The organism is Bacillus sp. S4 (genome assembly GCF_040838205.1).
Classification (GTDB): Bacteria; Bacillota; Bacilli; order Bacillales; family Bacillaceae_G; genus Bacillus_A; species Bacillus_A cereus_U.
The window spans coordinates 24338-38685 of the sequence record NZ_JBFPJI010000006.1; the positions used below are offsets into that span (position 1 = coordinate 24338).

Genomic DNA, 14348 nt, shown 5'->3' on the forward strand with positions numbered 1-14348 from the left:
GTAAGAGTGGCGAGGAGGGAGTAGTACCGAATGGAAGAAAGAATTGAACGAATTAAGAAGCAATTACATGCAGCGAGCTATAAATTGACACCACAACGTGAAGCAACAGTTCGTGTGCTGCTAGAAAATGAAGAAGATCATTTAAGCGCAGAAGATGTATACCTCCTTGTAAAAGAAAAGTCGCCAGAGATCGGATTAGCAACCGTTTATCGAACTTTAGAGTTATTGTCTGAGTTGAAAGTTGTCGATAAGATTAACTTTGGAGACGGTGTTTCGCGTTATGACTTACGCCAAGAAGGTGCACAGCGTTTCCATCATCATTTAATCTGTACACAATGCGGTGCTGTACAAGAAATACAAGAAGATTTACTTGGTGAAGTGGAGAATAAAGTGGAACGAGACTGGAGCTTTAAGGTGAAAGATCATCGTTTAACATTCCATGGGATTTGTAAAAATTGTCAAGAAAATGAAACGGATGAAAAATAACCTTTTCCTATTTAACTAGGAAGAGGTTTTTTATTTGAATAAGGTATAAATTGGTGAAAGCTTGGCATATGTTGTAATAACTTATATTTTGGAGGAATTTACAATGCGCCGAGCTTTAAAATTAACTTTTGATGGGATGAAAGTATTTTTATTATTTACAAGTTGTACGATTTTGTTTTATTTCGCTATACTATGGATAAATGAAGAATATGAAAGTTACCATCGTTATGAAAAGCCAAAAGAAGAGACTGTAGAAAAAGTATCAGGGAATGAGGAGCCGGAAAAGGATGCTTTCGTAAATAGAATGATGTTTTTCTATGAAAATGGGGAGTAGTGTAGATTGGAAGATCAATTAAAAGATTTTATTCATTATATGATTGTTGAAAAAGGTTTAGCGAAAAATACAGTTGTATCTTATGAACGCGATTTGAAAAGCTATGTGAAGTATTTGCAAAATGTAGAACAAACGAAGACGTTTCATGAAGTGACACGCTTGCATATTGTTAACTTTTTGCAGCATTTAAAAGAAAACGGAAAATCTTCAAAAACATTGGCGCGTCATATTGCATCGATTCGTTCGTTTCATCAATTTTTACTTCGTGAACGAGCAGTGGAGCATGACCCATCGGTACATATTGAAACGCCACAAGGGGAACGGAAATTACCAAAAGTATTATCGATCGACGAAGTGGAAGCATTGCTTCAAACACCGAAAACGGCAAGTGCTTTTGGGATTCGTGATAAGGCAATGTTAGAGTTGTTGTATGCAACAGGACTTCGTGTTTCAGAATTAATTTCATTAAATTTAGAAGATGTACACTTAACGATGGGGTTTGTTCGCTGCATAGGGAAAGGGAATAAAGAAAGAATTATTCCATTAGGAAGCTTAGCGACAGAAGCGATTCAAAAGTATATTGAAAAAGGAAGAAGAGAATTGATGGGTAAAAAAGCAGTAGATGCACTCTTTTTAAACCATCATGGTAATCGATTATCGAGACAAGGATTTTGGAAAATTTTAAAACGATTAGCGAAAGAAGCAAATATTGAAAAAGAGCTTACACCGCATACGTTACGCCATTCTTTTGCTACACATTTATTAGAAAACGGGGCAGACTTGCGTGCTGTACAAGAAATGCTTGGACATGCAGATATTTCAACGACGCAAATTTATACGCACGTTTCAAAAACTAGATTAAAAGATGTATATAAACAGTTTCACCCGAGAGCATAGTCACTATGCTCTTTTTTCATAGATTAAGAAGAACAAACCATTTCACAGAAACTTCACAAACATTTCGTACATTGTTTTCAGCGGAAGACTAGAATATTACAATGTATTTCCTCTATACTAAATAAAGTATGAAGGAGGAAATGATGATGAAAAAACTTATTATGACGTTATTTATCGTGATGCTAGCATTGGCTGGCTGTAATACAAACAAAGAAGAACCGAAAAAAGAACAGAAACTTGAAGCTGTAAAAGTAGCAGTTCAAACGAATCCGAAAGAAATTAAACCAGGTGAAAAAACAGAAGTACAAGCACTTGTTACACAAGGAAAAGAAAAAGTAACAGATGCTGATGATGTAAAGTTTGAAATTTGGAAAGCAGGCGACGAAAAGCACGAGATGTTAAATGCTAAGCATAAAGGAAAAGGTGTTTATGCTGTAGAAAAAACATTCGAAACGGATGGAGTATATCATGTTATTGCTCATACAAATGCACGTGAAATGCATGTTATGCCAGAAGTAAAAGTGGCTGTGGGAAATGCAAAAGTTGAAGATGCGAAAAAAGAAGAAGGTCATGGGGATCATAAAAGTGATACGATGATACATCTTATGGCTGGAGATATTAAAGCAAATGCTGAGTCAACAATGAAAGTTCATTTAAAACAAAAAGAAGAAGCGTTATCTGGTGCTGAAGTACAACTTGAGATTTGGAAAGACGGCGTTGAAAAACACGAATTTATTCCGGCGAAAGAGGGGAATAAAGGGGAGTATGAAAGTAAACATACTTTCAAAGAGAATGGTGCTTATAAAGTGAAAGTTCATGTAAGAAAAGGTGAACTACATGAACATAAAGAAGAAACAGTAGAAGTAAAATAAAAAGTAGCTCTTTAGAGCTGCTTTTTATTTTAGGAAAAAAGTCATGAAATGATTAGCACTTCTTTGCAGAATGGATTACAATAGAAGGGTAAAGAAAATGAAGAATTCTACGAAAATGTATTAAAAAGAAAGCGTAAACATGTTATGATATCAATATCAGATGTCTGACATCTGACTTGGAAAAACCTAGAAATGTTTTTGATTCGTTTGAAAGTAAAACGAAAAAGTTAGAGAATGATTTAAAGCAGTACTGTTTAATAATGAGGACGAAAGATAATTCCCATTGATAACAGTTTCACTTTATAGCGTTTTGAACATACTACAAGAAGTAGAACTGAACATATAGGAGGTTGCAGTTATGAATAAATATAAACGTATTTTCCTAGTCGTAATGGACTCTGTGGGAATCGGTGAAGCACCGGATGCTGAGCAGTTTGGTGATTTAGGTTCTGATACAATTGGTCATATCGCTGAACATATGAATGGATTACACATGCCAAATATGGTGAAATTAGGCCTTGGTAATATTCGTGAAATGAAAGGAATCTCTAAAGTAGAGAAACCGCTTGGATATTATACAAAAATGCAAGAAAAATCTACAGGAAAAGATACAATGACAGGTCATTGGGAAATCATGGGCCTTTACATTGATACACCATTCCAAGTGTTTCCTGAAGGATTCCCGAAAGAATTACTTGATGAATTAGAAGAAAAGACAGGTCGTAAAATTATCGGTAATAAACCAGCCTCTGGAACTGAGGTACTTGTTGAGCTTGGTCAAGAACAAATGGAAACAGGTTCTTTAATTGTTTACACTTCTGCTGATAGTGTATTACAAATCGCAGCTCATGAAGAAGTAGTACCACTTGAAGAGCTATATAAAATTTGTAAAATCGCACGTGAATTAACATTAGATGAGAAGTACATGGTAGGACGCGTTATCGCTCGTCCGTTCGTTGGAGAGCCAGGAAACTTCACACGTACACCAAATCGTCATGACTATGCACTAAAACCATTTGGTCGCACAGTAATGAATGAACTAAAAGATAGCGATTATGATGTAATTGCTATTGGTAAAATTGCTGATATTTATGATGGCGAAGGGGTAACTGAATCACTTCGTACGAAATCAAATATGGATGGAATGGACAAGCTTGTAGATACATTAAATATGGACTTTACAGGTATTAGCTTCTTAAACTTAGTTGACTTTGATGCATTATTTGGCCATCGCCGTGACCCACAAGGGTACGGAGAAGCTCTACAAGAATATGACGCACGTCTTCCAGAAGTATTCGAAAAACTAAAAGAAGATGATCTATTATTAATTACAGCAGACCACGGTAATGATCCAGTTCACTACGGTACTGATCATACACGTGAATATGTACCGTTATTAGCATATAGTCCAAGCATGACAGAAGGCGGACAAGAGTTATCACTTCGTCAAACATTTGCTGATATTGGTGCAACTGTAGCAGAAAACTTTAATGTTAAAATGCCAGAACATGGAACAAGCTTCTTAAACGAGCTAAAGAAATAGGGGGATAAACAGATGAATCGTGAACTAATTACAAAATCAGCTTCATACTTAAAAGAGAAATTTCAAGAGACACCACAAGTAGGACTAATCCTTGGATCTGGACTAGGTGTATTAGCAGATGAAATTGAAAATGCAGTAACAGTACCATACAGTGAAATCCCTGAATTCCCAGTTTCAACTGTAGAAGGACATGCAGGTCAACTTGTATTCGGTACACTTCAAGGTGTAACAGTAGTAGCAATGCAAGGACGTTTCCATTTCTACGAAGGATACGATATGCAAAAAGTAACATTCCCAGTTCGTGTTATGAAAGAACTAGGTGTAGAAACAGTTGTTGTAACGAACGCAGCTGGTGGTGTAAATACATCATTTGAACCAGGCGATCTTATGTTAATTTCAGACCACATTAACTTCATGGGTACGAACCCATTAATCGGACCAAATGATTCTGAAATGGGTGTACGTTTCCCTGATATGTCTACATCATATACGCCAGAACTTCGCGAAATGGCGAAACAAGTTGCAGCAGATTTAAATATTAAAGTACAAGAAGGTGTATATGTTGGAATGACAGGTCCTGTATATGAAACACCTGCTGAAATTCGTATGCTTCGTACACTTGGCGGAGATGCAGTTGGTATGTCAACTGTACCTGAAGTAATTGTAGCGCGTCATGCGGGTATGAAAGTACTTGGTATTTCTTGTATTTCAAATATGGCAGCTGGTATTTTAGATCAACCACTTCACCACGATGAAGTAATTGAAACGACAGAACGTGTTAAAGCTAACTTCTTAGCATTAGTAAAAGCAATCGTAAAACAAATGAAGGGGTGACCTCACAATGAGAATGGTGGACCTAATTGCAAAAAAACGTGATGGACATGCATTAACGACAGAAGAAATTAACTTTATCGTTGAAGGATACACAAATGGTAATATTCCAGATTATCAAATGAGTTCACTTGCAATGGCAATTTTCTTCCAAGATATGAATGAGCAAGAACGTGCTGATTTAACGATGGCAATGGTAAACAGCGGCGATACAATTGATTTATCAGCAATTGAAGGGGTAAAAGTAGATAAGCATTCAACAGGTGGTGTTGGTGATACAACGACACTTGTATTAGGTCCATTAGTAGCTGCTTTAGATGTACCAGTTGCAAAAATGTCTGGGCGTGGTCTAGGACATACGGGTGGTACAATCGATAAATTAGAAGCAGTACCAGGATTCCATGTTGAAATTGAAAATGATGAATTCATGCGTCTTGTAAATGAAAATAAAATTGCTGTTATCGGGCAAAGTGGAAACTTAACACCTGCTGATAAAAAGTTATATGCGCTTCGTGATGTAACGGCAACAGTAAATTCTATTCCGCTAATTGCAAGTTCGATTATGAGTAAGAAAATTGCTGCTGGTGCAGATGCAATCGTTCTTGATGTGAAAACTGGAGCAGGAGCATTTATGAAAACGGATGAAGATGCAAAGCGTTTAGCAGAAGCAATGGTGCGCATCGGTAATAACGTTGGTCGTAATACGATGGCGGTTATTTCTGATATGAGTCAGCCGCTTGGTGAAGCAATCGGTAACGCATTAGAAGTACAAGAAGCAATTGATACATTACAAGGTAAGGGACCAAAAGATTTAGAAGAGCTATGTTTAACGCTTGGAAGTCAAATGGTATACCTTGCTGGACAAGCTTCATCTTTAGAAGATGCACGTGAAAAATTAATTGAAGTAATGAACAATGGAAAAGCGTTAGAAGCATTTAAAACGTTCTTATCGGCGCAGGGCGGCGATGCTTCTGTTGTTGATGATCCTTCTAAATTGCCACAAGCACAATATAAAATTGAAGTGGAAGCGAAAGAAGACGGTTACGTATCGGAAATCGTTGCAGATGAAATCGGAACAGCAGCAATGCTTTTAGGAGCAGGGCGTGCAACGAAAGAGTCTGAAATTGATTTAGCAGTTGGTCTAATGCTTCGCAAAAAAGTAGGCGATAGCGTGAAAAAAGGTGACTCTCTTGTTACAATTTACGCAAACCGCGAAAACGTTGAAGATGTAAAAGTGAAAATTTATGAGAACATGAAAATCGCTAAAGACCACGTAGATGCACCAACTTTAGTACACGGTATTGTAACGAAGTAATAAAGTGAAACTTTAATCAGTGGGGGGCTTCATCCCCACTGATTATGAGCCTTCACCAATCGGGCTTTTACGGGCAGTTGATCCCCCACCGAACTTCTTTGCTTTCGCTGAATTTTGAGGTAGGGGTCTTACTGCCCGCAAATAGCGGGATAAAAAAAGCTGAGGAGATTTCTCCTTGGCTTTTTTTACTATTTTTTGTTTATAATAGTAATGGGTGAAATTATGATTAGAATTTGTGCAATAACGAAAAAAAATGAAGTTTTATATGATGTTTCGCTAGAAGAAACGAAAAAAGAAAACATTGTATGGTATTGGCTTGATTTATATAAGCCGACGAAAGAGGAGTATACATATATTTTACAAGATCACTTCAAGTTCCATCCCCTTGCAATTGAAGATTGTGTAGAATATGTACAGAGGCCAAAAGTAGATTTTTATGATGGATATAACTTTTTAGTTCTTCATGCATTCGGAGAAGATGGATTAGAACCGCATGAAATCGATTTATTTGTTAGTGATCGATATATAGTCTCTTTCCATTTCTCTCATAATAATGCGATTGAAAGAGTATGGAAAACGCTCGGTGAAAAGAAACGTATTAAGAAGAGTCCTTTACATGTAGCACATACAATTGTTGACCAAATTGTAGATGATTATTTCGCACCTGTTTATTACATTGAAGACCATTTAAATGCAATTGATGATAATTTAACGGGTGAGACAGCAGGAAGCGTGCTAGAAGAAGTATTTGATATTCGTGCGGATTTATCTAAGCTAAGGCGTACGATTATTCCGATGCGTGATTTATTGTATCGTATATTAAATTCAACACGTTTTTACGGTATAAGCGATCATGAAATTTATTTTAAAGATATACATGATCATTTGCTTAAACTGACAGAGATGATTGAAGCAAGCCGTGAATTAACAGCAGATATTCGAGATAGTTACTTTTCGTTGAATTCCCACCATATGAACAACATTATGAAAACATTAACTGTTTTCTCAACTATTTTCATGCCGTTAACATTTATTGCAGGGGTATACGGCATGAACTTCGCACATATGCCAGAGCTTGGCGGGAAGTATAGTTATTTTATTTGCTTAATTTTAATGGCGTTAATTGGCGGCGGAATGATGGCTTGGTTTTATAAAAAAGGTTGGTTTAAGTAAAAAAACACCGAGGGAAATCCTCGGTGTTTTTTTCTTAGCCAATAGCGTGTAATACGAACATGGCTAAGAATAAGCATGTAATGATATACATGGACGGTGCGACTTCTTTACGCTTTCCAAGAGCAACTTTCAAGATAGGATAAGCAATAAATCCGAACGCAATGCCATCAGCGATACTATATGTGAGCGGGATCATAACGATAATTAAAAACGCTGGAAATCCTTCTGAAAAGTCGTTCAGAGGAATTTGTTGAATGCTTGTAATCATCAGCCCGCCAATAATAATTAAGATTGGTGCAATGGCACTATCAGGAATTATTTTGACAAACGGAAGCGCAAACAGTGATGCGAAGAATAACAACCCTGTAACGATAGACGTCAGACCTGTTTTTCCGCCTGCAGTAATACCTGCGGCACTCTCTACTGTTGAAACGGTAGGGCTTGTGCCAAATAGACCACATGTCATTGCTGAAATTGCATTTGCTTGGTAAGCACGTGGGAATTTACGGTCATCTTCTAATAAACCGTGCAGTAGTCCCATGTTCTCAAAAATAAGCACCATGCTTAAGGAGAATGTTGCAATCCAAAATGGCAAGGAAGAAAGTTTCCCAAATGACATAGCTCCAAACACATCGCCATAATTAGCGAATGAAAACGAACTATTTCCCAGTTGACTCGTATCAACAAGACCAAACAGCCATGCAATACCAGTGCCAATTGCAATCGTCCATAAAAAGCTTCCACGTACGTTACGCACAAATAGCACAAGTGCGACAATAAGAGTAAGTAGTGTGGCAAGAACGACAGGACTACTTAATTTCCCCATTGCAACAGCAGTATTAGGATGCGAAACGACTAAACCACCTTTTTGCAAGCCGATGAAAGCTAAAAACAACCCGATACCGACAGTGATCGCTTCCTTTAATGACTTTGGAATCGATACCGAAAGCACGCGAGCAATCGGTGTAAAAGCAGCAATTGAAAAAATAATACCGGCGATAAAAACAGCTGCCAATGCTTCTTGCCAAGTTAAACCAAGCGTATGCACAGCAGTGTACGTAAAGAATGCATTTACACCCATACCAGGGACAAGAATAGCAGGTGCATTTGCCCAAAATGCCATAAGTAGACATCCGACAAATGAACTAAAAACAGTTGCCAAAATTCCTGCCTCAAGAGGAATGCCGGCATCTGATAAGATTGACGCATTTACAATCATAATATAAACAATTGTGAAAAATGACGTGACTCCAGCTAAAACTTCTTGTTTTGGTGATGTTTGGTGTAAGTCTAATTTAAATGTTCTTTCAAGTATTCCTTTCATGTTAAACCTTCTTTTTCATATCCCTCTCCCACCCGTGATATCTCTTATGTAAGAGCTCACCGTCCTTTATTATATCAGAACATCATGTTTTTACAACAACGAAAATGATAACGGTTACTTATAAATGAGTTTATTTATAAATACGTAAAAATTGCCCGGATAGATGAAATGATTTCTAGTTCTCCTGATTGAATGGGCGGAGCTGCTTGCGCATGCAAAGTAGCATATGATGCGATCTCCCGCGGTAATTGGACAGATTCTTCAACGAGTGAGAGGGGAACAGGATTAATATTTAAATTGTAGGTACTCGCAATTGTACGAGCTTTGTCTACTGCTTGTTGCAGAGCTTGAATGAGAGCTTGCTCATAATATTTATTTGGATGAGATATTCGAAAACGTAATCCTTTTGCTACGTTTGCACCATTCGTAACGGCTATATCATATACTTCCCCTGCTTTTTGCACATTTAAAACGGTAATTTCATACAAATGCTCCACACGGTAGCCTTGTAGTAATGCTTTATCATTTACATATTCGTATTGAGGAGTAATTGTATAAGAAATGGTTTCTATATCTTTATCGGCAATACCTAGCTGTTTGAGTGCATCAAGCAATTGTTTCGATTGCACTGCATTTTCTTCTTGCGCTTGTTTTACATTTTTACTATCTGTTCGAATGCCCAGTGTTAATATGACAACATTTGGTTTTGCCTTTATAATGCCTTCTCCTTGTACAGTAATAGTAGCTTCTTTACCAGTATTTGTCGTACGGATATTATGTAAATACGGATTCATTCCACCTTGCATTTATGCTCACCATCCTTTTTTACATGTATATGTGTGAACAAAAAAGAAAATCGTATGAAAAAAGTTACATAAATGAGAATGTTGTGAGAAGAAAGCATATACAATATAGGTATTTATAGATTATAATATGTGTAAATATGATAAAAAAGGGACGAGGCTAGTGAACGAAAATAGAGAAACACTGATTTTAGATTTATCTGCATCATTTCGAAAGATGATACGTTTATTACAAAATGATATTAATACACGTTTTTCAGAGCATATGCCATATAATGAATTCTCTGTATTACGTGCGTTATTTTTAAAAAGTCCACAGATGGCTTCGCAAATTGCGAGTGAAGTAAACGTAACCTCCAGTCATATTACAGCTGTAACAGATCGTCTCGTGCGAAAAGGGTTTGTTGAAAGAAAACGTTCAAATTCGGACCGTCGTATCGTATACTTAGAAATTACTGAAAACGGACGAGAAGTAACTGAAAAGCTTGAAGCTGTGCGTAAAGAATATTATAAAGAGAAATTTAAAGGTTGGAGCGACCAAGAGATAGAAATGGTTTTAGAACTATTTGGCCGCGTATTATAATAAATGAGGATAGGAAGCGAGAGCTTTCCTATCCTTTTTCTTTTGAATAAAAACACTTTGAAACTCCAATACTCTAATTAAAAAGAATCGGAGTGAAAAATTATGAAACGTATTTTTACGCTTCTCATTATGATTGGAAGTGTTGTCTGCTTTAATAAATTCGTGGATGCTGCAACGCCAATTCAAGTAGTTCAAAAAGAATTACAACATATTTCAAATAAGCAACCTGTTTTATATTCGAAACTATGGATTCGCTCTATGCAGAATACGATTTTATTTCATCATAGTGATAACGTCCGGCATGAAGATACGATAAGCAATGTGACAAAATCTTCCCTTGTAAAAGTAAAACAACTTCCACTTCAGAAAGCTTCACAGTATATTCCGAGATTATCTCAATACATTTCTAAGTTTGAGGCTGAGAATGTTCAAGTGTATTATGTAGCAGCTCGTTATGAAGTGAAAAAAGAGAATTCGTATCAGTTAAATGGAATGAATTATTTCATGCAAGTATTTATTCAACAAGGAGGAGAATGGAGAATTGCTGAAAGTATAGTTGCGCCAACAGATCAAATCGTGGCAAATGGTGACGGCTTTGGAACAAAGCAAGAAAAGGAGTATGGGAAAAGAAGAGAGAATGTGAAATAACCTCCTCTAGGCGAGGAGGTTATTTTATTTGAAATTCCAAGAGACTTTCCATTTTAATATTTTAGCTAGGAAGAAATACGTAATTAAACTAGTTATCAAAAATCCGATGTAAAAGCTGGACAATGACTGCGCGCGACTTAGCATTAAACCTCCAGCGATCCCACCAAAGAAAATCGCACAAGCCATAACTAACTTTTGTAATCTTGGATATAATAGGTAGTTACCATTTCGTTCATTCACTGAACGAACATATAAATATATACCAAGCGGTAATAAAATGATGATATGTGCAATAGGTCCAATCAATGTTTTTGCTGGAGGGATTTTTGTAAAGTTCGGTTCGTTATGCCTCACTCCATTTCGATCGGTATAAGCGCTTTGTGGATCATAATTAAAGTGAATATAAAACTCTTCTGCTGGACCAGAAATACGTATGTTTTCCATAAGACGTTGTATATTGCCATTGTCTTTATGAAATTCAGTATTCGAGTGAACAGCAATGACTCCTGCAATAAGTGATGGGAGTAACACTGGGAATATTAATATAGCTGCAGTGAGAAATCCTTGCGATATAACATTCCCAGCGATTGTTCCTATGCATAAGGCAAGTGTATAAATAGCGATTAATACAATTAACATGTATATAAAGTAACTATGAAATGGGGAAAATACTTGATATTTATTATGAAAAGTCAACTTTTTCATAATAGCAAATAGTCCCCAGTTTAAAAGGACAATCGCAACGATATTACAAATTCCAAACAACCATTTTGTTATATAAAGGTGTGAACGTTTAAAGGGCATAGACCATAACAAGTCACTAGAGTTATTTTGTCTTTCCAAGCCGATTAATGTGCAGGCCAGAACGATAAGTACACCACCTTGAAATATGACAGAGTCCATAAGTGATAAATCAAAGTTGTAATGATATATAGATTTCCATTTTTTATTCATATTTAGAAAGTGTTGTTGTTCAATAGAAGTCATATAGTATTTATACGACAAAGTATAGAAGCTGATGAGCCAAAATAGCCATACAACATATTTACTTTGTTGATACGTTCTTAGCCATAGTGCTTTTTGAAACATAGGATCTCTCCTTTAAAAAACTTTATAATTTGTTAGGCGTGATAATACAACATAAGTAATGATTCCAGCGAGAAACAAACCGATATAGTAGTTTAATAGGAAACTAAATTGAGTTATTTTATAGCCACCTAGTAATGCAAAGTAAATGGTTGCCCCCCATATCCACATTCGTAAATGATTTTGGAAAATAAATATCTTTTGAGTGTTTTCATTAGGTGATCGTGTATATAAGTATGTGCCAAGGAGTAAGTAAAGTATTGTATACAAAATAGGGACTAACATTGATTTAGCTGAATAATACGTATAAGATGCTGGGTCTCTTAAAGTAGTTGGGGCATTTTCTTTTTTACGTAATTCAGGATCATACTCGTAATAAAGCGTGAAATTATATATTGGTGCGACCACATTTGTTTTTTGATTGATTTCATAAAGTTGTTCATATAGCTTATAATCTTTAGTATCGGTAGCCTCTAAATGGTTTATCGTAAAAGTGTACACTAGTGGAATAAATGTAAGTCCCATTAGTAGCCACGGAATACAAAAAACAATCTGCGAAACAACGCTTCCGGTAAAAGTACCGATGCATAGTGCGGCTGTATATACTGCAACATAAGAAACAATCGCATAAAGAAAGTATCGGTGAAATGGACTAAATGATTGATAATCAAAATGAATGGTTGTTCTATAAATAGCGTACATAAGAATCCAGTTTATAAGTAATGAACCTACAATACAAAATGAACCGAAAGCCCATTTAGTTAAGAAAATATCTTTTCTATTAAAAGGCATTGCCATAAGTGTGCTATTAGACTGGTTACTACGCTCCCATCCTATCAATAAGCAGGCTAAAGCGATGATAAGAACAGTTAACCAAACACTATTGCCTTCCCCTGGAGAAAAGGAATAAAAATAATAATAGTGTTTTCCTTTTTCTTGTAATTCGTAATACTCAGCAAGTTGTCTCTGAGCACTTCTATAGTAGCCAAAAGATAGCAAGTAAAGCGAACTAAAGAAAAACAGTAACACAGCATATTTCCCGCGCTTCCAATTCCACATCCATAACGCCTTATGAAACATACCCATCCCCCTCAAGTGTCGTAACGAAGACATCTTCAAGTGACATTGATAATTCTTCAATGAGTATTGGTTGCTCTTTATAGAACTTCTCCAGTGTTGTAGCCACATTTCCCTCAATTAAGATTGTATATACTTTTCCTGTTTGATTTAATATTTTAATATTGCTTAAGTTTTCTAGTTTTTGAGGTAGTGATCGTTCGTAAGCAACTTGGACTTTAGCAAATTGTGATTTTGCATCATCTAGTGATGTAATAGAATCTACGGTATGTTCTTTTAAAATAATGATTGTATCGGCAATTTTTTCAACTTCATCTAAATGGTGAGTGGAGATGAAAATTGTAATTTCTTTTTCTGCTACTTCTTCAACGAGAAATTGTAGAATCTGTCTTTTAACGATAGGATCAAGTCCGTTTGTCGGTTCATCTAAAATGATATATTCTGCTTTTGCAGCGAAAGCTAAAATGATCGCAAGCAGTGCTTTCATCCCTTTTGAGTAACTACGAATACGTTTGTTTGGTAAATTAAAACGTTCTAATATCTCATAAAAATATTGTTCATCAAATGCTGTATAAACTGCTTTATAAAACTTAACGATTTCTTTCACTGTATAACCGTTTAGTATGTTAGTAGAGTCTGGAACGTATACAACCTTTTGTTTAATTTCAGGATGCTTATGAACATCCGTATCCTCATATGTAACAGTTCCTGCATCTGGGTCTAAAATGCCGACCATCGTTCGTAATAAAGTTGTTTTCCCCGCACCGTTTCTTCCGAGCAATCCGACGATACTACCTTTTTGTAATGTGAAAGAAACATCGTCTAAAATCGTTTGGTTATCAATTGTTTTCTTCAAGTTTGTCACTTTCAGCATCCGTATTTCCTCCAATCTCTTTATAGTATGAATCTATCCAATCGTGAATTTTATCTTTCGTAATCCCAAGATAAGAGGCTTCTAGTAATAATTGATGAAATTGCTTTTCAACCATAGCGATTTTCCTTTCGTCTAATGTTGGGGTAATCGATTGGGCTACAAATGTTCCTTTTCCTCGTAATGTTTCAATAATCCCTTGTCGCTCTAATTCTTGATAAGCTTTACTTACTGTATTTGGATTTATAACGAGCAAAGAAGCAAGCTCGCGTACAGAAGGAAGCTTATCACTTGGAGCTAACATGTTTTTTAGTACGAGCTCTTTTATATTTTGAACAATTTGTTCCCATATCGGAGTGTTGCTTCTTGGATCAAGTTGAATATGCAAGAGCAATGTCTCCTTCCTGGCGAGTATTAAGTGTACTACTACGTGTAATACACTTAATACAATATCGGCAATTACTTTATTTGTCAAATGAAAATAATAGAAAAATATGGTATTAAA

16 protein-coding genes are annotated in these 14348 nt (G+C 36.1%); 10 read left to right on the forward strand and 6 right to left on the reverse strand.

All coding sequences use genetic code 11. The features are described from left to right. The first annotated feature begins 30 nt into the window (after window positions 1–30). From fur to corA, 8 genes are all read left to right on the forward strand, one after another. Window positions 31–486: a ferric iron uptake transcriptional regulator gene (gene fur / locus AB3X48_RS01805; protein WP_000392654.1), complete on the forward strand. Its 456-nt coding sequence runs from the start codon at window positions 31–33 to the stop codon at window positions 484–486. Window positions 487–589: 103 nt separating this feature from the next. Beyond that, window positions 590–820: a YqzK family protein gene (locus tag AB3X48_RS01810; RefSeq protein WP_002088473.1), complete on the forward strand. Its 231-nt coding sequence runs from the start codon at window positions 590–592 to the stop codon at window positions 818–820. A 6-nt stretch (window positions 821–826) separates the two neighbouring features. Further along, window positions 827–1717, forward strand: a complete 891-nt coding sequence (gene xerD / locus AB3X48_RS01815; RefSeq protein WP_002111635.1) for a site-specific tyrosine recombinase XerD — start codon at window positions 827–829, stop codon at window positions 1715–1717. A 143-nt stretch (window positions 1718–1860) separates the two neighbouring features. Beyond that, complete coding sequence (locus tag AB3X48_RS01820) at window positions 1861–2589, forward strand: FixH family protein (protein ID WP_002111634.1); 729 nt, start codon at window positions 1861–1863, stop codon at window positions 2587–2589. Between the two features lie 358 nt (window positions 2590–2947). After that, entirely contained in the window at window positions 2948–4132 is a 1185-nt protein-coding gene (gene deoB / locus AB3X48_RS01825; RefSeq protein WP_016106092.1) for a phosphopentomutase, read from the forward strand. A gap of 12 nt (window positions 4133–4144) precedes the next feature. Continuing rightward, window positions 4145–4966: a purine-nucleoside phosphorylase gene (locus tag AB3X48_RS01830; protein WP_001078443.1), complete on the forward strand. Its 822-nt coding sequence runs from the start codon at window positions 4145–4147 to the stop codon at window positions 4964–4966. A 7-nt stretch (window positions 4967–4973) separates the two neighbouring features. Beyond that, window positions 4974–6278 (forward strand): pyrimidine-nucleoside phosphorylase, encoded by a 1305-nt coding sequence (locus AB3X48_RS01835; RefSeq protein ID WP_016106091.1) that lies wholly within the window; start codon window positions 4974–4976, stop codon window positions 6276–6278. Between the two features lie 210 nt (window positions 6279–6488). Further along, window positions 6489–7451 carry a magnesium/cobalt transporter CorA gene (gene corA, locus AB3X48_RS01840; RefSeq protein ID WP_002160605.1) on the forward strand — a complete coding sequence of 321 codons (963 nt, stop codon included), beginning with the start codon at window positions 6489–6491 and terminating at the stop codon, window positions 7449–7451. Between the two features lie 34 nt (window positions 7452–7485). Here the strand turns inward: corA and AB3X48_RS01845 are convergent, their stop codons facing one another. Beyond that, a complete protein-coding gene (locus AB3X48_RS01845; RefSeq protein ID WP_002160606.1) occupies window positions 7486–8775 on the reverse strand; it encodes an NCS2 family permease in 1290 nt (429 codons plus the stop codon). Window positions 8776–8909: 134 nt separating this feature from the next. Next, window positions 8910–9581, reverse strand: a complete 672-nt coding sequence (locus AB3X48_RS01850; RefSeq protein WP_002111627.1) for an SIMPL domain-containing protein — start codon at window positions 9579–9581, stop codon at window positions 8910–8912. A 160-nt stretch (window positions 9582–9741) separates the two neighbouring features. Between AB3X48_RS01850 and AB3X48_RS01855 the strand changes: the two genes are divergently transcribed. Further along, window positions 9742–10161, forward strand: coding sequence for a MarR family winged helix-turn-helix transcriptional regulator (locus tag AB3X48_RS01855; RefSeq protein WP_002088468.1), 420 nt, complete (start codon window positions 9742–9744; stop codon window positions 10159–10161). Between the two features lie 102 nt (window positions 10162–10263). After that, the gene (locus AB3X48_RS01860) at window positions 10264–10809 is read left to right on the forward strand and encodes a hypothetical protein (RefSeq protein WP_002160607.1); all 546 of its coding nucleotides are present in this window, start codon (window positions 10264–10266) and stop codon (window positions 10807–10809) included. A 24-nt stretch (window positions 10810–10833) separates the two neighbouring features. Here the strand turns inward: AB3X48_RS01860 and AB3X48_RS01865 are convergent, their stop codons facing one another. Genes AB3X48_RS01865 through AB3X48_RS01880 form a run of 4 tightly spaced genes read right to left on the reverse strand, consistent with a single transcriptional unit; the run spans window position 10834 to window position 14231 of the window. After that, entirely contained in the window at window positions 10834–11898 is a 1065-nt protein-coding gene (locus AB3X48_RS01865; protein WP_002160608.1) for an ABC-2 transporter permease, read from the reverse strand. Between the two features lie 12 nt (window positions 11899–11910). Next, a complete protein-coding gene (locus AB3X48_RS01870) occupies window positions 11911–12975 on the reverse strand; it encodes an ABC transporter permease subunit (protein ID WP_016106090.1) in 1065 nt (354 codons plus the stop codon). Continuing rightward, complete coding sequence (locus tag AB3X48_RS01875) at window positions 12965–13846, reverse strand: ABC transporter ATP-binding protein (RefSeq protein ID WP_016106089.1); 882 nt, start codon at window positions 13844–13846, stop codon at window positions 12965–12967. The genes AB3X48_RS01870 and AB3X48_RS01875 overlap by 11 nt, the downstream gene beginning before the upstream one ends. Then, entirely contained in the window at window positions 13812–14231 is a 420-nt protein-coding gene (locus AB3X48_RS01880) for a GntR family transcriptional regulator (RefSeq protein WP_002145907.1), read from the reverse strand. The genes AB3X48_RS01875 and AB3X48_RS01880 overlap by 35 nt, the downstream gene beginning before the upstream one ends. Window positions 14232–14348 lie beyond the last annotated feature (117 nt).